The 18,027-nt window shown below is 50.7% G+C and carries 16 protein-coding genes; 4 read left to right on the forward strand and 12 right to left on the reverse strand.

Annotated features, from left to right (window positions below):
• Nucleotides 1-27 precede the first annotated feature (27 nt).
• The 3 genes from ACN6MW_RS05165 (at nucleotide 28) to ACN6MW_RS05175 (ending at nucleotide 2,457) form a co-directional block, all read left to right on the forward strand.
• The gene (locus ACN6MW_RS05165) at nucleotides 28-939 is read left to right on the forward strand and encodes an AraC family transcriptional regulator (protein WP_419874498.1); all 912 of its coding nucleotides are present in this window, start codon (nucleotides 28-30) and stop codon (nucleotides 937-939) included.
• 146 nt (nucleotides 940-1,085) lie between these two features.
• On the forward strand, nucleotides 1,086-1,313 hold the full coding sequence (locus ACN6MW_RS05170) for a 3-dehydroquinate dehydratase (RefSeq protein ID WP_308994349.1): 228 nt from the start codon (nucleotides 1,086-1,088) through the stop codon (nucleotides 1,311-1,313).
• A gap of 244 nt (nucleotides 1,314-1,557) precedes the next feature.
• Entirely contained in the window at nucleotides 1,558-2,457 is a 900-nt protein-coding gene (locus ACN6MW_RS05175; RefSeq protein WP_419874499.1) for an ArsR/SmtB family transcription factor, read from the forward strand.
• 3 nt (nucleotides 2,458-2,460) lie between these two features.
• Here the strand turns inward: ACN6MW_RS05175 and ACN6MW_RS05180 are convergent, their stop codons facing one another.
• From ACN6MW_RS05180 to ACN6MW_RS05220, 9 genes are all read right to left on the reverse strand, one after another.
• Nucleotides 2,461-4,092: a response regulator gene (locus tag ACN6MW_RS05180; RefSeq protein ID WP_419874500.1), complete on the reverse strand. Its 1,632-nt coding sequence runs from the start codon at nucleotides 4,090-4,092 to the stop codon at nucleotides 2,461-2,463.
• Nucleotides 4,085-5,908: a cache domain-containing sensor histidine kinase gene (locus tag ACN6MW_RS05185; RefSeq protein ID WP_419874501.1), complete on the reverse strand. Its 1,824-nt coding sequence runs from the start codon at nucleotides 5,906-5,908 to the stop codon at nucleotides 4,085-4,087. The genes ACN6MW_RS05180 and ACN6MW_RS05185 overlap by 8 nt, the downstream gene beginning before the upstream one ends.
• Before the next feature lie 10 nt (nucleotides 5,909-5,918).
• Entirely contained in the window at nucleotides 5,919-7,223 is a 1,305-nt protein-coding gene (locus ACN6MW_RS05190; protein ID WP_419874502.1) for an ABC transporter substrate-binding protein, read from the reverse strand.
• Between the two features lie 33 nt (nucleotides 7,224-7,256).
• Complete coding sequence (locus ACN6MW_RS05195; RefSeq protein WP_419874503.1) at nucleotides 7,257-9,014, reverse strand: family 43 glycosylhydrolase; 1,758 nt, start codon at nucleotides 9,012-9,014, stop codon at nucleotides 7,257-7,259.
• 102 nt (nucleotides 9,015-9,116) lie between these two features.
• Nucleotides 9,117-9,950: a carbohydrate ABC transporter permease gene (locus ACN6MW_RS05200; RefSeq protein ID WP_419874504.1), complete on the reverse strand. Its 834-nt coding sequence runs from the start codon at nucleotides 9,948-9,950 to the stop codon at nucleotides 9,117-9,119.
• Nucleotides 9,951-10,847 (reverse strand): carbohydrate ABC transporter permease, encoded by an 897-nt coding sequence (locus ACN6MW_RS05205; RefSeq protein ID WP_419874505.1) that lies wholly within the window; start codon nucleotides 10,845-10,847, stop codon nucleotides 9,951-9,953. It lies immediately after the preceding gene.
• Between the two features lie 115 nt (nucleotides 10,848-10,962).
• Entirely contained in the window at nucleotides 10,963-12,261 is a 1,299-nt protein-coding gene (locus ACN6MW_RS05210) for an ABC transporter substrate-binding protein (protein ID WP_419874506.1), read from the reverse strand.
• Between the two features lie 196 nt (nucleotides 12,262-12,457).
• Nucleotides 12,458-13,135, reverse strand: a complete 678-nt coding sequence (locus tag ACN6MW_RS05215; protein ID WP_419874507.1) for a hypothetical protein — start codon at nucleotides 13,133-13,135, stop codon at nucleotides 12,458-12,460.
• A gap of 99 nt (nucleotides 13,136-13,234) precedes the next feature.
• Nucleotides 13,235-14,485 carry an MFS transporter gene (locus tag ACN6MW_RS05220; protein ID WP_419874508.1) on the reverse strand — a complete coding sequence of 417 codons (1,251 nt, stop codon included), beginning with the start codon at nucleotides 14,483-14,485 and terminating at the stop codon, nucleotides 13,235-13,237.
• A gap of 257 nt (nucleotides 14,486-14,742) precedes the next feature.
• On the opposite strand from ACN6MW_RS05220, the gene ACN6MW_RS05225 reads away from it, so the two are divergent.
• The gene (locus ACN6MW_RS05225) at nucleotides 14,743-15,633 is read left to right on the forward strand and encodes an ROK family protein (protein ID WP_419874509.1); all 891 of its coding nucleotides are present in this window, start codon (nucleotides 14,743-14,745) and stop codon (nucleotides 15,631-15,633) included.
• 52 nt (nucleotides 15,634-15,685) lie between these two features.
• Here the strand turns inward: ACN6MW_RS05225 and ACN6MW_RS05230 are convergent, their stop codons facing one another.
• The 3 genes from ACN6MW_RS05230 to rbsK form a co-directional block, all read right to left on the reverse strand.
• Nucleotides 15,686-16,249 (reverse strand): WHG domain-containing protein, encoded by a 564-nt coding sequence (locus ACN6MW_RS05230; protein ID WP_419874510.1) that lies wholly within the window; start codon nucleotides 16,247-16,249, stop codon nucleotides 15,686-15,688.
• A 21-nt stretch (nucleotides 16,250-16,270) separates the two neighbouring features.
• Nucleotides 16,271-16,981, reverse strand: coding sequence for an MBL fold metallo-hydrolase (locus ACN6MW_RS05235; RefSeq protein WP_419874511.1), 711 nt, complete (start codon nucleotides 16,979-16,981; stop codon nucleotides 16,271-16,273).
• Nucleotides 16,982-17,066: 85 nt separating this feature from the next.
• The gene (gene rbsK / locus ACN6MW_RS05240) at nucleotides 17,067-17,987 is read right to left on the reverse strand and encodes a ribokinase (RefSeq protein WP_419874512.1); all 921 of its coding nucleotides are present in this window, start codon (nucleotides 17,985-17,987) and stop codon (nucleotides 17,067-17,069) included.
• Nucleotides 17,988-18,027 lie beyond the last annotated feature (40 nt).

Consider the following 18,027-nt stretch of genomic DNA (forward strand, 5'->3'; position numbering starts at 1 on the left):
ACTCAAGCACAGGAGGCCCTTTCAAAAATGGATCAAACCACGCGTCATTCCTTAAAGGAAGACCGTCTGCATGGCGACAACATGTTTCCGCTTGCCGCTTATTGGATTGCTCACGAAGAGGCTGGCGTACCCGTTCTGGATTGCCACTGGCACGCCGAAGCAGAGTTTTTTTATGTACTCGAAGGGGAAGTGCTGTTTCAGGTTGATACCGATTATTTTCCCGTTCGGGCCGGCGAGGCCGTGTTTATAGACGGCGGAGATATCCATGCCGGACATGCCCTTGGCGATCAAGCCTGCTCATTCTGCGCAATAGTATTCGACACCCATCTGCTTTCAAGCGCAAGCTACGATGCCGTTCAGGAACGTTTCATCTCGCCGCTTCAAGACAAGAAACGAACGTTCCCTAGGCATATACAGCCAAATACGGTTTGGGGGGATGCCCTGCTTAGGCATTTGAAAAGCATAATGAATATTTGCGAGAGCGAGCCGCCGGGTCTTGAGACAGCCGTGAAAGGGCATTTTTATTTAATGCTCCATGAAATTGCGGCAGGAGGCTGCTTCTGCAACCGCAGCGAGACAAGCACGGCCGACACGACGAAAATTGACAGGCTGAAAAAAGCCATTGTTTATATGCAGCAAAACTTTCACCGCCCTATTCGCATTGTTGAAATCGCTGATCAAATCCCAATGAGCGAAGGACAGTTTTGCCGCTTCTTCAAAACAATGACGAGACAAACGCCTATCGAGTATTTAAATGCCTATCGGATCAGGCAGGCAACCGAGCTTCTGCTGAGGCCCGAGCTCAAAATATCGGCCGTCGCGCTTGATGTCGGCTTCGATCATATCAGCTACTTCGTTAAAGTATTTCGCAAAATGATGAAATGTACACCTTCTCAGTTCCGCAAAAAGCAGCTGGAGGCGCCGGAACGCCGGTCCTGATTGCCATATTTCAACGATTTGAAGGCATTTTCCCAAAAGTTACAGCTTTGTAACCAAATACTCACCGAATTTTAAGAATTATTTAATAATTGTCAGTTACACTAGTGAAAATTAAAAAAATCCTTCGCGGGATGGAGGTCCTTACTATGAAAACGATGCTGATGTTCCAAAATAAAACGATACCCGTTTATTTAACCGATACCAATAAACAAGCCATTGAAAAGCTGTCTGCCGTACTGAACCGTAAGCTGACTACAGGTAAAAATGCACTTAAAACATGTATCAAATCGTTAATTAGCGTAGAAATTGTGGGCAGTGAGGCGACGCTGCATTCCTATTTCGAACGCGATACCCTGACCATTTCCCTTTACTAATCCGTTTTGCTTTTACTTCGGCGTGGATCGCCGTCCTATATAAGAAAATGACTAGCGCGCTTCAATAAACGGAATGGCTGCACAACATGGAAAGAGAGTGGCAAGATTTTATCTTGCTCCTCTCTTTTTTATTTGCCGCCTCTTCGAAAAAGATTCCAAGCAACAAGAATAGTGAACTATTAAGTTGTGTAATTAACTTTCGGATTATATAATAGGAGCAAAAGAACGGAATGAGGCGCTTTTCATGAACATCGAGGTTACCAGCCGCAATTTAAAATTTCTTGAATGCTTTTCATCGGATACCCGGGTTAAAATCATCGAATTGCTGAACATCAAACCCTTGAACATAAAAGAATTGGCGGAAGCGCTCGGGATTTCGTCAGCCATTGTAACCAAACATATCCAAAAGCTCGAGGAAGCTTCTATTATAACGACAGAAAGCGTGCCGAGTTCGCGCGGCCGCCAAAAAATATGCCACCTGACGCTTGAATCGGCAACGCTGCAGTTTCGCGTGAAGGAACAAGCCGACCAAAACCGCTACGCGGTTTCCATTCCCATCGGACAATATTCCTCTTATGAAGTAAAGCCTACCTGCGGCCTGTCCTCGGACACAAAAATCATCGGCATGGTGGACGATCCCCGCTACTTCTCCGATCCCGAGCATGTAAAGGCATGTCATCTCTGGTTCGGAAGCGGCTATATCGAATACCGCATCCCTAATTATTTGGTCGGAAAACAGAGCGTACGCAGCATCTCTATCTCGCTGGAGATTTGCTCCGAAGCCCCTTACTACAATGAAAATTGGCCGTCAGACCTTTCATTCTACTTGAATGACGTTTGCCTCGGCGTTTGGACCTGTCCAGGGGATTTTGGCGCGGTAAAGGGGGTTTATACCCCCGCTTGGTGGGATCTTGGCACGCAGCATGGTTTGCTAAAACAAATTACCATCGATGCGGAAGGCTCCTACATCGATGGCATCCGTATGTCCGACCGCACAATCAAAGATCTCGCCGTAGGGTTCGGCGAAGATATCCGGTTCCGGATTTGCGCGCCTGAAACGGCGACGCACAGCGGCGGATTAAGCATGTTCGGCAAGCAGTTCGGCAATTATGATCAAGACATTCAAGTATACGTCGCCTACTGACAGCTAAGGCCGGACTGCCTCCGTATTCCCGTGAACGCGGTCGCGGTACAGCTTTGGCGACATGCCGGTTTCATTTTTGAATACGCGGTTAAAGTGGCGAATATTGGTGAATCCGGTATGCTCGGCGATTGCCGCTATTTTGTGATCGGTTTGAACCATTCTTCGCTTGGCTTCTTGTATTCGAATTTCGGTTAGTCTCTCAATAAAGGATTTCCCGGTCCGCTGTTTGAACAAGGTGCTGAAATAAGCCGCATTCAAATAGACGGAGTCGGCCACCTCCTTGAGGGTCAATGCTTTTGCGTAGTGCTGTTCGATGTACCGGATCGATTTCTCTATCGGATCATGCTCGGGCTGCACCGCGCTTTCGTTGATGCATTCCGATAACCGGACCAGCAAACGCGAGCACTCCTCCGAAAGCTCCTCGCGCGAGGAAATCGAACAGATATGAAACAGGACCGCTTTCATATCCTTTATTCCAAGCCATTGCTTCGTAAGCCCAAGCTTGCCTGCCGTTTCATAATAATGAAGAAGCAGCTTGCAAAGCTGCTGGTGCACGGTTTCCGGAGCTAGCGCCTGACTGCAAAGCTCGCTGACTAAGGCCTGCGCAGCCTCTGCCACCTGTCCGGGCTTCCCCTCGTTAATCGCCAGCTCAAGCTTCTCCCATGTCAATGACTTCTGCTCGCTGTAGTAGCGCTCATCCCGAACCAACCCGTTATAGGAGAGCACTTTATCGCCGCCAACGATAAGCCGGTGCAAAAGGGCGATTTCCGCTTCATGGTAAGCGCCCGATATCGACCTGAAGCCTTCGGCAGCCGATCCAATGCCGATCGTGACCGTCATATTCGAAAGCGAGGTCATTTGTCTGCGAATGGTCTCCCCAATTTCAATCGCATCTGCCATGCCCTGATTTCCGTTTGGAATGTTTAGCAAAGCAACGACCTCCGTCTCCGACATAATGAAGCAGAAACCGTTCGTTCTTCTGCCCAGCACCTCCTGCACCAGCTGCTGGATATATAATTGAAACAAGGAAGGATCCGCCTGATTATAGCGTTCGCTGCCAATGGAGCTTTTGTCGAGCTTAATGACCATGCATGTAAAAAACGGCTCCTTAAAATCAATGCCGATCGATCGAAGCAGTTCTAAATCCGCTTCGTTCACGCTGCCTCGCAGCAAGCCTGTTATAAGATGTTCGCTCACATGCTGGCGAATCTGATGTTCTTCGCGATGGGATTTGCTGACCGGCATGCTTTGCCTCTGCTGCAGCTTCACGTTATCGCCAAGCAGCTTCAGAACCTTAGCCAGCTCCTCGCGTTCGATAGGCTTCATCATATAATCCTTAGCACCCTGCCTCATCGATTGCTGGATATAAATAAAATCGTCAAAGCCGCTAATAACGACGCATAAGATGCCAGGAAATTTCTCGCGCAGCATTTGCTGAAGCTGAATGCCGTTCATGCGAGGCATTCTAATATCCGTTAGAACTGCCTCCGGCTTCAAATCCCCGACTAGCTGCAAAGCTTCATAGCCGTCGCGCGCCTCGCCGACAACCTCCCAATCCGGATCGAGCTCCGCTATCATTTTGCGCAAGCCTCTGCGAAAGATGGATTCATCGTCTACGATAACGATTCTAGGCATGGACGCTTCCCTCCACATCATTAAGCTTTTCTTGAACGGCCGGTAATGTCAGCATTACTTTCAGCCCTTGATACGGCATACTCTCAAGCGTTAAGCCATACGGTTCTCCGAAATGAAGAACAATTCTTCTATGCACGTTAAGCAGTCCGTTGCCGGAGCTCCCTCCGAGATCCTTCGAATGCTGTAATCTCCGGCGAATCGTTCCTAGCTGCTCTTCAGTCATGCCGATGCCGTCATCCTCGATTACGATACGCAGCAGATTTTCATCCAGCTTGCAGGATATAGCGATTTTCCCTTGGCCAATCCCTTGATCGATCCCATGGTTAATCGCATTCTCTACGATCGGCTGAATCATTAACGGTATGACCTTGCAGGAGAGCGAAGCTTCGTCACGCTCCAACCGAAATGCGATCCGGTCCTCGTAGCGCATTTTTTGAATCGTCATATAGCCCATAACATGGTCCAGCTCATCCCGGAGATTAACGCGTTCCTTCTGGCCGCTTAAGCTGTAACGAAGCAGCCTGCTTAAATTGTTCGTCATCTTGACGACTTCCCGGTTGCCTTCGACCTCCGCGTACATACTGATCGAGCCGAGCGTATTGTACAGAAAATGCGGATTGATTTTACTTTGCAAGGCTGCGATCTGCGCGTCTTTCTCCCGAATCTCGGTTTCATACAGCAAGTAGCCAAGCTCGCTCAGCTTCGAAACCATCGTATTAAAAGCCTTGCCCAAATGGCCCACCTCATCCCACTGCTTCACTGGGAAGGACACGAGCAAATCGCCCCGTTCCACCTTGCGCATGAGCTTAATTAAGCTCCGCAGCGGCTGCGTGATCCGAAATGCCAGAAATACGGACATCAGCATGGCTAAGCCTACGCTTATAATGCCAAACAGCATAATGGAATTGCGTATGATGAGGCTGTCTTTCATCAGTTCGTCTACCGGCACGATTCCTATCGTTGTCCAATGGGTGATCGTCGACGTTACGTAGGAAACAAGCTGCCTCTCGCCGCTTAACGTAGAGTGGGTAACTCCCTCGGATTGTTCGCCGTCCATTAAGCTTGTTATGCTCTCCATCGGCTGCGATGGATCCTTCGAGGCAACGATGCCTCCGCTTTGATCAGCAATATAGAGCGCTTCACGGCTGCCAAGCGTGACCTGGGACAATATCTTATGAATGACCGAAGGATCTACATCTATGACGATGTAACCAAGCTTCTTCCCTGTGTCAAAGCTGCGCAGCTCTCTGGCAATCGAGAAAACGGAAAATACCGTTCCGCTCGTTGATTGAATCGGATGCGTAGCGATAAAGGTGGATTGCCCGCTCTTCATCTGTTCGTTTTTTAGCCATTGCGCATTCTCATCCAGCCGATATGTCGCGACATACTGGCTCTCGGGCAGCACGACATACGAAGCACCGTTTTCCCCAAACAGCGAGACGCCGACGATATCGATTCGACCGTTCAAAAATACTTGGGAAACGAAGCTGTTGAGCTGCTTGATTTCCTCTAAGGTCAGAGCTTGGCCATGAAATTTCTTGCTCTCCAAAAATGTAATAATCTGCTCATACTGATAAGGCATGAGCGTTAAGCGGTCCAGCTCCGCCATATAGGTATCGAGGTTAAGCGTCAATTGTTTGAGCGTCTGCAGCTGATAATCGCCGACTTTCTGCTCCAGCGTGCCGGCAAACCTTGTAAAAGCGAAATAACCCATGACGCTGAGCGGGAGCACGACGAGTATGAAATTAATTAAAATAAGCTTCCGTGCGAGCTCCTGATTTTTGAACCACCCAATCGCCTTGATTATCCACTTCATGGTTTTCTCCTTATTTCTTCAGCTCGGTATTCACCCGCTTCACGGCCGCCTGCAGCGTTTGCTCCGGCGATTGCTGAGAATAGTTCATTTTTTCGAACTCTTGAATGAGAATTTCTACGATGGACCATTGCCTAACGTGGCGGGGCCAGTAAGCTACATAATTCGCCGTCGCCGCATATGCGCTGCGGTAATCCAAGCTGTTGAACGGCTCGCCTGCAACAACCTTCGTCATGCTTGGCACATGTCCGGCCTCCGCCCACATCGCGCCATGCTCCACGCACCATTTCGCAAAAGTCAGCGCCGCCCGCTTTCTCTCATCCGTCATGGCATGCCTAGTAGGAATCGCGATGGTATGGGAGTCTCCCCAAACGGCAGGTTGATCGAACAATACCGGCATCGGTATCACGCCAAAATCTAAATTCGTCGCCTTCTCGAAAGCGCCCGTTCCCCACATCCCGGTAATGAGCACTGCTGCTTCCCCGTCATAGAACAGCTTAAAAGCATCGTTGATATTCGGAGGAATAAGCTGTTTTTTGTATAATTGATCCACGAAGGTTAAAGCTTTCAATGCTTTGGGATTGTTAAAAACCGCTTCAGTGCCTTGTTCATTATAGAAGGTTCCGCCGCCGTTAATCTGATTGTAGAGGCTCCACCAAAGCCAAACGGAATCAATCCGCGTGCTCGGTTGAGCCATCGGCGCTATGTTTGGCGGTATCGAAGCCTTCAGCTTCTGCAAGAAGGCAGCAAAACCATCCGCACCGGCGCTCATTAACGGATTACCGTCGGCATCCAGCAGCCCGGCTTGACGCAAAAAGCTTTTATTGTAGTACATCACCAAAGCATGCGTGTCCAGAGGCACCGCATACGAATGGCCGTCGTACATCGTGGAATCGAGAATATTTTTATTGAAGCCCGTCCAGTCGAGATTAATTTGCTTGGCCGGCTCTGTCAGCTTCTCAATATAGCCGTTCTGGACGAACTGCTGCAGACTCGTCTGGTGCAAAATGGCCAGATCCGGCGCATTCCCGGACATAATGGCGGTTTTTAATCTGGAGTAGTAGTCATCCAATCTGGAATTGACTTGGACGACCTCGATCTCCTTGTTTTCCTTATTGAAACGATTGACCATTTCGGTCATGAATTGGTTATCGCCGCCGCTGAACGGTGTCCAAAATTCCAATCTTACCGTAGATGCCTTCGTTTCGTTATCGGCAGGATTATCCGCTTCTTTGGAAGCGCAGCCGGTTAACGCTGCGATTTGGAGACCAATAACCATATAGATCAGCCACTGCGCGCCCTGTTTTTTTGTTTGCATCCTTAGGCCCCCGCTACCTGTGAATTGTTCCACCTATCCATGCAATTGGGATAGGATATCCAAATAATCGATTTCCAGCTGTCCCGTCGCTTCTCCGATGATTACCGTGTTGGCAGCTGCGCTAAGCTTCACGTTTACTTCAACTTCCGCGAATTGATCGCGCTCGCCTGCTGGAACGGCCAGCTTATGAACGCCTCCGCCATTTACCGTAAGCTGAACCTGCTGCTCGCTGTCCGTCGGATTGGAAACTTTCAAACGCAGGGTATAGGTCCCTTTCGCGGGCACCCTCACATTCCCGAACCGCACAGCATCCTTGCCCCCTGCCAGAATACGAACGGAGCGGCCATTCGATCTTAACGGACTCTCCACCAGCTCGCTGTCTAGAGAAAGCTGGGCGTATTCCGCTTCAAAACGAGGCAGCTCGACAGCAATGATCGATTTGATGGCCTGCCCGCCGTGAAGGTCAATCTGATTTTGGCCTTCGGCCAGCATAAGCTCAGCGTAAACATAGCCAGCCTCATTCGGCTTGGTCGGAGGAAGGATGATTTCCGTTATTGCTGCATCGCCAGCACCTGCCTGCAACCGCAGCTCCTGCTCAGTATCATTGGTATAGTGCACCAGCAAAGGCGCTTTCGCCGTGATCGCCGATGGAATACCGCTAAAAGATAATAAGTCTTCTCCCGCGCTGATCCCATGCTGTACCGGGAATATACCCGACCCTGACGGAACCTCGATCGCTGTATCCAATGATAAAGGCGCTCCGAAAACGGGCATCCCGTCAGCCTGCCATTCGATTCGCTGGGCACGCGCCTTTCGATTGTTCCACCCGTCTGCGTCTCCGCTGGTGGCATGATAAACGATCCAATCCTCCGTTCCGTCCGGCGAACGGACGAACGTATTGTGTCCGGGACCGTAAACCCCTGCTTCCCCATACATTTTCATGAGCGGCTGTTCCGCTTTATTCCATTTGGAGGCATCCAGCGGATCTGCGTCAGGCGCAAGCGCCAGCAAACCAATGCTATAAAACGGAGTCCAGCTGCCCGCTCCGGAATAAGCGATAAAGAGCCTTCCGTCTTTTTTCAAAATCGCTTGCCCTTCATTGATAAACGGCGGACCGCCTGCTTTTTCCCAATCAAGATCCGGCTCGCTTAGCAGCACTCGCGGCCCGCTGATCGTATACGGATTGCTCATTGGCGCAATGTAAGTATTTTGCTGGATGTTCAGATCGCCTTCCCAGCCTGACCAGACGAAATAAAGCCGGTCTTCATGCTCAAGCGCAAGGCCGTCAATCGCCCATTTGTTGGTCGAATCCGTTACTTGTCCTTTGAATGCATAGCTGCCCATCGGATAATCGGTCTCGGATTCCAATGCATACATGCGGTGGTTTTCATTTTTACCGTCGTCGGCCGCGAAATAAATATAATACTTGCCTTGGATATATTGAATTTCCGGTGCCCACAAATTAGCCGAGTACATCGTATCGATAGGCGGGTACCAGACGACCTTCCGCTCCGCTTGATTGAAATCGAGCGTTCTCGATTTCATGATCATAATATCCGTCCCATTATGCGTGAAAGTCATATAATAATAGCCATTCCGATAAAGGATGCTCGGATCGGGCGTATCGATCGGCGCCAGCGTGTTTTTGAATGTCCCGCCATGCCCATTATAAACGCCGTCCGCCCCGGTGTCATGGTTCGTTTTGTTCATGATAAAAACCCCCGATAATAGGATGATAACTGCTGCAATAAGCACTGCGATTAATGAAATGCGCTTCCGTATCGTTTTCATGCCCTTTTCTCCTCGCTTACAACGTGATGTGCAGAAAGAGACCTGTAAGGCAAGGTCTCTTTTTAGTGCCGTATTTTCATAGGGAGGGGATGCCGAGCCCGCTTACTTCACCGCCGATTGCGTAATGGCCTTCACGAAGGAGCGTTGTCCAACAATGAAGACAATAACGACCGGAAGCGTTGCAACGGTAGTCATGGCCATCAGCTTGCCGTAGCTTTGCGTATAGCTGCCCGTAGCCATCATTGCGATCCCTGCGGTGATCGTACGCATCTCGGGCGAAGTCGTCGCATAAAGCGGCCAAACAAAATCATTGTAAATCCCCATAAACGTGAAGATTCCCAGCGTAACCATAATCGATACCGCGGAGGGCAATAATATACGCGCGTAAATTTGCCATTTATTCGCGCCGTCAATACGTGCCGCTTCCTCTATTTCCTTCGGAAAAGAAGCGAAAAACTGGTAGAGCAGAAAAACGCCGAACGCTCCGGCGGTTGCCGGCAAAATCAGCGCTGGATACGTGTTGATCAGATTAAGCGCGTTAAATTCCAAATACATCGGCAGGAATGTCAGTACGCCAGGAATCATAAGCGAAGCAATAAACAACGAGAGCATGACTCTCCGCAGCGGCAGATCATTTAGTCTAGCCAGCGCGTAAGCGGCCATGGAATCAATGATTAGAACGATGACGGTCCCGATTAATCCGACCGACAAGGAATTGATAATCCAGCGAATAATCGGAACGTTCATTAATTCGCCGTTGATGCCCTGCACGAAGTTATCGAACGTTGGCTTTAACGGGAAGAAATTCATTTTACCGGACAAGGCTTCGAAATCATTTTTAAAGGAAGTCGAAATCATCCAAACGAGCGGCAGCAGGAAAAATATCGCAACGATTACAGCCAGCAGGACAAGCCACAGCTTTCTCGTTTTCACCATTTAAACCTCTCCCTTTCTGCCATTCGTAAGCTTAAACTGTACGACTGAAATGATAATGATGAGCAAAGCCATGACGATGGCCATCGCCGAAGCCGAACCGATTTCTTTGCGGATAAAGGCTTGATCGAGCACGTTAATGAGCAGCACCTTCGTTGTGTCGCCAGGCCCTCCCCGCGTTAGCAAAAACGGCTGGGCATAGATATTAAAGGAAGCAATCGTCGATGTAATCATGACAAACAGCATCACCGGGCGAATCGACGGAAGCGTTATTTTCGTAAATTTATGCCATGCATTCGCTCCATCGATCGAAGCGGCTTCATAGTAATCTTCCGGCACCTCGTTTAAGGCATTGATGAAAATAATCATATTGAACCCGATTGTCCACCACAGGGTAGTGATGATGAGCGAGATCCAAGCCCAAGGCGTATCCGTGAGCCAAGGTATGCCCGCAATGCCAAGCTTCGTCAGCATACTGTTCAGAAAACCGGCGTTCGTATCAAACATCATCAGCCAAATAACGGCCATGACGGAAGCCGACAGTGCATAAGGAAGGAAATAAAACGTCCGGAATAACCCGCGGATTTTTGCCGGAAGCGCATGAATAAGCAACGCTAGCGCCAAACCAACGACAATTAAGAGTGGTACGGAAAATAATACAAATTGAGCCGTCACCCATAAGCCCCTGAAAAAAATATCATGGATATAGGTGCCGGGCGTGAAAATATGAATATAGTTGGCAAGCCCGACGAACTCATGCTCCTTCGACAAAAGCTCGAAGTTGTGGAGGCTGATATAAATGCCATACAAGATCGGGAACAAAAGAAAAATGCCGAATGCAGCTAAGTAAGGCAGTATGAATAAAAACGATGTAAGACGTGACGTGAACGTGGTTTTCAACCGGAGTCCCCCTTGACGCATTGCGATTTTTCGTCCCATGCAAGCGTAACCTTGGAGGATGGGGACGGACTCTGCTATCCCCATCCTCCTCGTTACTTTTATAATTGATTTCGCGTTATTTCTTTAGCGCTTGCTGTGATTTGGCCGCTGCATCGTCAAGTGCTTTCTGCGCCTCCTTTTTGCCTAACAACGCGTTGTTCAGCTCGCCCCAGATCGGCTCGGAAATCGTACCCCAGTTCAATACATTCGGTGCGAATTGTACGTAAGGGAAGGCAGAAGCTACGCTGTTTTGGAATTCCAGCGCTTTGAATGCGTCGCTCTCCAGCATCGGTTTCGATGCGAGCGCTTGGCCGGACTCCGCCCAATCCATCGAGTTCGTCGATACATATTTCAAGAAGTCGCCGATCCCCGCTGTTACTTTCTCATCCGTTACGCTTTTTGGAACCACGAAGCCGTGGGATCCCGCGAATACCGCTTGCTTCGCCTTGCCGATTTGCGGCACCGGCGCGACGCCGTAGTTGAGACCCGCTTCGTCAAACTGCGATTTCATCCACGGACCGTTGAACTGGATTGCGTTCTTGCCTTGCAGGAACAGCGTGTTTTCGCCGTCCTGCTGCACATTGGCAGGCGAGACGCCGCTGTCTACCATTCCGCGCAGCCACTGCACCATTTCTACGGCTTCCTGAGAATTGTAAGCAACATCCGTTCCGTTCCACAGCTCACCGCCGTTTTGCCATACGAGCGTCGGGAAAATAAATTGCTGCGGCCACAAGGTTGGGACGGCATAGCCGTATACGCCTTTGCTTTTATCCGTCAGCTTCTGAACGGCATCGTCGAATTCCGCACGGTTCGTCGGAGCGCCCGCAATGCCCGCTTTCTCAAACAAATCCTTGTTGTAATACATGACAAGAGGGTGAATATCGAGCGGAATGGAATACCATTTGCCGTCCAGCGTCGAATATTCCGTAGCTGCTTCGGCAAAATCCGTTTTATTGATGCCTGCGCCTGAAGCCATGCCGTCAATCGGCTGCAGCTGGTCTTTGCTTGCATATGTCGGCACTTGGTCAACGTGCATAATCATAAGGTCAGGGCTTTCTTTGCCTGTGCTCAGCGCTACGTCCAGCTGCTTGTAATATTCTCCGTTAGGCTGGATAACGAAATTGACTTTATATTGGTCTTGGGAGCCGTTATATTTATCTACGATCTTCTTCATGAAGGGTCCATCCGAGCCGGAGAAAGGCGACCAGAACAAAATATCCGTCTTTTTGCCGCTGCCGGCATCTTTACCGCCGTTCGCCGTTTGCTCTCCGGCATTATTGCCGCCGTTGTTGCCGCCGCTGCAGCCTGCAGCAATCAAAGCAACGATAGATACCATCAGAAGCAGCATTGAAAACTTATTGCTTGCTTTGCTCATTTTTTTATCCCCCTAAAAATGATGTTGGATAGACGTTATGTCTTCCGTGGTTAAATCATAAACGGAGGAGCTGGGCAAACATATGCCGCATTTATAGATGATATGGACATATTTTTGGATAGCTATCCTAAAAAGATAATAAAAAAAGCGGCGGAACAGGATTGTGTCCTGGTCCGCCGCTTTTTGCATGTTGAGCCTATTCGCTTGCCGCCGCATCGGTCTGCTGTTCTTGCTGCTGAGGCTGTCTTCCGCCTCCGCCTCCACCGCCGCCGAAGCCGCTGGTTCGGATCGTAATCGATTCAGCCTCCTGCGTGTCATCCTTTAACATCACGGATAAAATATCATCGGCCTTGAGGTCCGCCAACGTCATTTCCGTCTCCACCATTTGCTCGTTCTCGAAGGTCATCGTCGTTATTTTCGTCGTATCCGTCACTTGAATCGTTACGGTTTCATCCAAAAACATCGCGCCCATGTTCATGCGTCCGCCGCCTTCGGGAGCGGTTCCGTCTCCAGCCGGCGCTGCCGGACGTTCGCCGTCCGCAGGCAGTTCGCCTTCCGCAGGCGGCTGCGCCCCCTCGCCATCGGCCGGCGCCGTGCCCGTTCCGTCGCCTGGCGGCGGACCGCCTTGTCCCATCGCAGATTTGTAAAGCGTAATGGTTTGTCCATCAATGGATTTGATTTTACCCATCAAATCGGCTTGCGCGCCCATTTGTCCCATTCCACGTCCGCCGGTGCCGCCGCCCGCTCCATTTTCCTGAACATCTGTCTGCGTATCTGCCTGCACTTCGCCTGCAGCCTGCTCCTCCTGTACCCCGCAGCCCGCCAAAGCCGCTGCGATCACTACGGCGCTGAGCATCACTTTCCATTTGTTCATATCGTTCATCTCCCATGAATGTGGTTGACATTCCTTATGTCCATAACGTATTCTAGCATTCGATTATGAACGAGAGATGAACAAGAACTAAAACATAGATTAACTTCTACGAAGCAGCGGGTTTCGCTTCCAGTTGCCTGATAGGAATAGAAGCGTGCCGATCCATCCGCAAATCGAGGCGATTACAAGCAGTACCGTTAACGATACGCTGTCGGCAAGCGTGCCGCTTAGTATCGGGCCAATGCTGCCCCGAATGCCGAAGAGCATCAAATGCAGCCCGAACACCATCGCCTCGCGGCCCGGCGCCAGCCGGAAAACAAAGGCTAAAATGCCGATATCCCATATCGCTTCCCCAATGCCTTGAATAGCGTTTCCGGTTATGACCGCGGCGTAAGTGCCCCAAAGACCGTAAAGCATCGGAACGATCGCGTATGCCGCTATTCCGCAGAGCAGCGTGTATTTGATGTCTATGCGATCAATCATCCAGCCCGCTATTAAAAAGGTAAGCAGCAATGCCGCATAATAAGCTACGCGGGCAAAGCCGATCTGCAGGTTGGAGAGATCGAGTATATCGGCTTGAATAATCTGGTAAAGCGGGTTCGCAAGCATATTGCCAAAGCCGGCAAAGGTCGTTGCCGCCAGGAAAACGGCGAGCGTCCGGTTTTCTTTAACGAGCTTCCACTGCTCCTGCAGCGGAAACCTGCTCGCCTTCTGGAGTACAACCGGCTTTTCCTTGGGCTCCTGCTTAGGAATCTTCAACGTATTGAATAGTCCAATCGATAGCATGCCTGCGATGGAAGCCGTAATGAGCGGACCCGACGGCCCGAAAGCATCCGACCAGCTGCCGACGAAATACGCGAGCGGAATCATAATGCTCCCCATCGCCACCCGCACATATCCCATTAATCTCCCGCGCAAATCGGATGGATACATCCGTGAAATCAATGCCGCGTACGCAGGAGCCTGAATGCCCATTAGCAGCTGGAATAACAGCGCCGCAACGACATATACGGACGGAAAGGCAAAAAAAGCAGGAAGCAGCAGCAGCAATCTTCCAATGACATTCGGGATAATGACAAACGGCTTTGGATTATTGGCTTTTTCGATCCAGGCCGCCCAGAAGGGCGAAAATAAAAGGCCGATCGCCGGAGCCGCCGACAATAGCCCAACCTGAAAATTGCTTGCTCCCTGCTGAATCGCAAAGGCGATATAAAATTGATTCATTACCACATTAAACAAACTGAATAAACAGGACGCTCCCACATCGATCCGAGCGTTCCTCCAAACATTTTCGGTCATAGACATCCCTAGCTTCACAATACGCGGACTAGCTTTGGACTCGGATTCCATTTGGACAGTTACCTTCTTCGCTATGTTGGTTAAAAACGCTTAGAGGATCCCTTGCGCTGCAAAGGATCCTCTCTTTCTAGCACTTCATTTGATAGGATATTACTACACTACTTCCTATTTGTACAGTAGAAGTTGCAGGCAAAATAAAGCTGCTTTGCAATTATGGCATGCGCTGCGTTCTTCCTAATATTCTTTGATTATGATAGACTTTTCTCAGACGGTTACAGTATTATTTTCAAATCATTGGAGGGTATTTCGTGAGTATTGCAATCGGAATTGATATCGGCGGCACAAAAATAGCATTTGGATTCGTGGATGAGCAAGGAGTGGTGATCGCCAAGGGCTCGCTCCAGACGGATCTTTCCGTCGAGCCCGCGGAAATGCTTGCACGGGTCGCAGACGCCGTAAAGCAGCTGGCTGAGCAAAACGGTCTAGCGCTGGCGTCATTAAAAGGCGTTGGCGTCGGTGCTCCCGGTCCGCTGAATACGCAAAAAGGGGAGCTTACCTGCCCGCCAAACCTCAAAAGCTGGTGGGGCTTTCCTGTCGTAGATGAGCTGAAGCAGCATCTTCCTCTTCCTATTAAAATGGAAAACGACGCTACCGCTGCCGCGCTGGCCGAGAAATGGGTCGGAGCAGCCAAAGATTCCGATCATTTCATTTTTATTACGATCAGCACGGGGATCGGCGCAGGCATCTTTATGCACGGCAAGCTCCTGACTGGCTCGACAGGCAACGCCGGCGATGCGGGCTTCATGCTTGTTGACCAAGCCGGAACGCCGTGGGAGGTCGTGGCTTCCGGTACGGCCGTTGCCCGACAGGCGACGGAGCTGCTGGGCCGAGAGGTCACCTCGAAAGAAGCCTTTGAGCTGGCAGCGCAAGGCGATCCGCAAATGTCCGAGCTCGTCAATCGTGTGTTCACTTCGATCGGCATGGGCTGCGTATCGCTTATCAATATTCTGGATCCGAACAAAATCGTCATCGGCGGCGGCGTATCGCAGGTCGGCGAACCGCTGTTCGCGGCGGTAAGGGATTACGTATCCAAGCACGCGCTTAACCCATCGGGCAGGGAAGCGGCTATCGTTCCCGCGCTGCTGCAGCAGGATGCCGGCCTGATCGGCGCCGCTGCGCTGATCCAGCAAGCTTATTAATCAAAAAGAGCAGCAGCCTTTGTACAACAGGCTGCTGCTCTTTTTGATTGAACTAGCTTTTTCGAAGCCCGTTTAGATAGGTTTGGATTGTGATGCTTAAGCTGTCGTCGACAGCCTGCGGCATTCCAAAACCGCCCTTCTGCTCGATCGATGCGAATCCGTGCAAGAAACTCCGCAAACCCCTTACAATATGAATGGACTTCTCCCGGTCCAGCTGGTAATAGCTGAGCGTCTGCACCAATATATCGACCAACACCTGCGCAGCCGAGGCATATTCCTCGTCATCCGCGTCCGGCGAGCGCAAAGTCAGCTCGTATACACCCGGGTGCGATCTCGCAAAAGAAATGTACGCGGATGAGATTGCATGAATAGCCTCATCGCCTGTTTGTTCCTTCAAGGATTCATGGATGGCTGCGGTCAGCTTCTTTAAGCCGTAAATCGCTAGCTGATTCCGCAAACCGGTCAATCCGTTTACATGGTTATATAATGAAGGAGAGCGTACGCCAAGCTTCTGCGCCAGCGATGCCAGCGTTACTTCCTGTATGCCCTGCTCATCTGCGATGGCAGCTGCTTCCTCCACAATGGTCATCAAATCCAGCCCTCTTCTCGGTGACATGAGGATATCCTCCCGGTTCTTCTATTTTGCTAAGGAACGCTCCGCTTCGGTGATCGCTTTCTCTATCCATTGCTTCGGCTGAACGACCATATTCCCATGCCCTGCGGCGAGCAGCGTCGGCTTTAAATCCCTAAGGCGCCGGGCTGATTCCAAGCTCGTTTGTTTATCCCACGTAGCCAGAGCGGGGAATGGAAACATCAGCTTCAGCTGCCCGGACACCGCAACGCCTGCGCGCGTTTGAAACGCATCGCCAACGATAAGGATATCGTTTCGGGTATCCAGGAATGCCATGGAACCCGGCGTATGTCCAGGCGCGGCTACGGCGAGCAAGGAGCCGACGCGATCGCCGTCCTGCAGCAATACATCCGGCTTGGTAAGCACCTTTTTGGGCACGCCGCCGCGAATCGGCCCGCTCGGTTCACCCGGCTCCAGCGAGCGGTCGCCTTGGAGCAGCCTTGCGTCTCTTTTGGAAATAAACACCTGTGCGTTGGGAAGCCGCTCCTTTAAGCCGTCGAGAGCGCCGATATGGTCGTCATGGGCATGCGTTAAAACGATACGCGCAATTGGCTTGCCAAGCTTTTCCGCCGCTTGCAAAATAGCTTTTACGTTGTTAGGAAGCGCAGCATCCACCAAGGTTAAGCTGTTTTCCTCCTCCACCAAATAACAGTTTACCGGAAATACCTTCGGCAAATAAGTCAGCTGTACAACCGTTTTCTCGCGTATCATTCTCATCCCAATCGGCCCCCTCGAATAAAAACTAATGTCGTTAGTTTTATAATAAACTAACACCATTAGTTTTAGCAAGCCCAAATATATATTATTTATTTTGCAGAAGAAACGCCTCGATCTCTGCTTGATCCGGGATAGACGCCTGAGCGCCCTGCTTCGTAACCGCCAGCGCCGCAGCAGCGGCTGCAAAGGTCAACGCCTGCTCTGCCGGCAGGCCATCCGCGCATGCTGCCGCATAGGCCCCAAAAAAAGTATCGCCGGCTGCCGTCGTATCGACGGGCTTCACGGCGAACGCAGGTGTAGCGAGCGAAGCTCCCCGTTCATTTTGATAATAACAGCCCTTCTCGCCCAAAGTGATAATGACGTTTTTCGTTCCCCTATCCAAAACCCACTTTGCCGCTGCCTTAGCCGAAGCTGGATCGCTAACGGCTAGGCCTGTCACGGCCGCCGCCTCCGTTTCGTTCAGAATGAGCGTATGAATGAGCGGAAGCACAGGTTCAGGGATGGCGCGAGCAGGCGCCGGATTATAGAAGACGTAAGCGCCGCTGCTGCTTGCGCTGTTCATCACGGCTAGATTGGTCTCCCACGGGATTTCGTTTTGCAGCAGCACGGCATAGATATCGGACCAATCACCTGCTCCCGCTGCCGCATCGGCTGCCGTAAGCTGGCCGTTAGCCCCCTCCGATAAAACGATATAATTCTCGCCTTCCCCGTTAACGGTAATAATCGCGAAACCTGAACTGCTCCGCTTGCGTAATATGTGATTTATGGCAATTCCATTTTCTTGTAAGGCTGCCAGCAGCGTCTCGGCAAACGGGTCTTCTCCAACCGCGCCAATCATTGCGCACCGAGCTCCTGCCCTGGCTGCAGCCACAGCCTGATTTGCGCCCTTGCCGCCTGGATAAAAGGCTGTAGCCGCACTGGGTATCGTTTCGCCTGGACGCGGAAATTGCCCTACAGAGCTGACAATATCCATGTTTATACTTCCAACCACGAGCAATTTATTCATAGGTAGATTCATCCCCTCTTTATAGGTTACTAACGATTAT

The organism is Pristimantibacillus sp. PTI5 (genome assembly GCF_048572955.1).
GTDB lineage: Bacteria > Bacillota > Bacilli > Paenibacillales > Paenibacillaceae > Pristimantibacillus.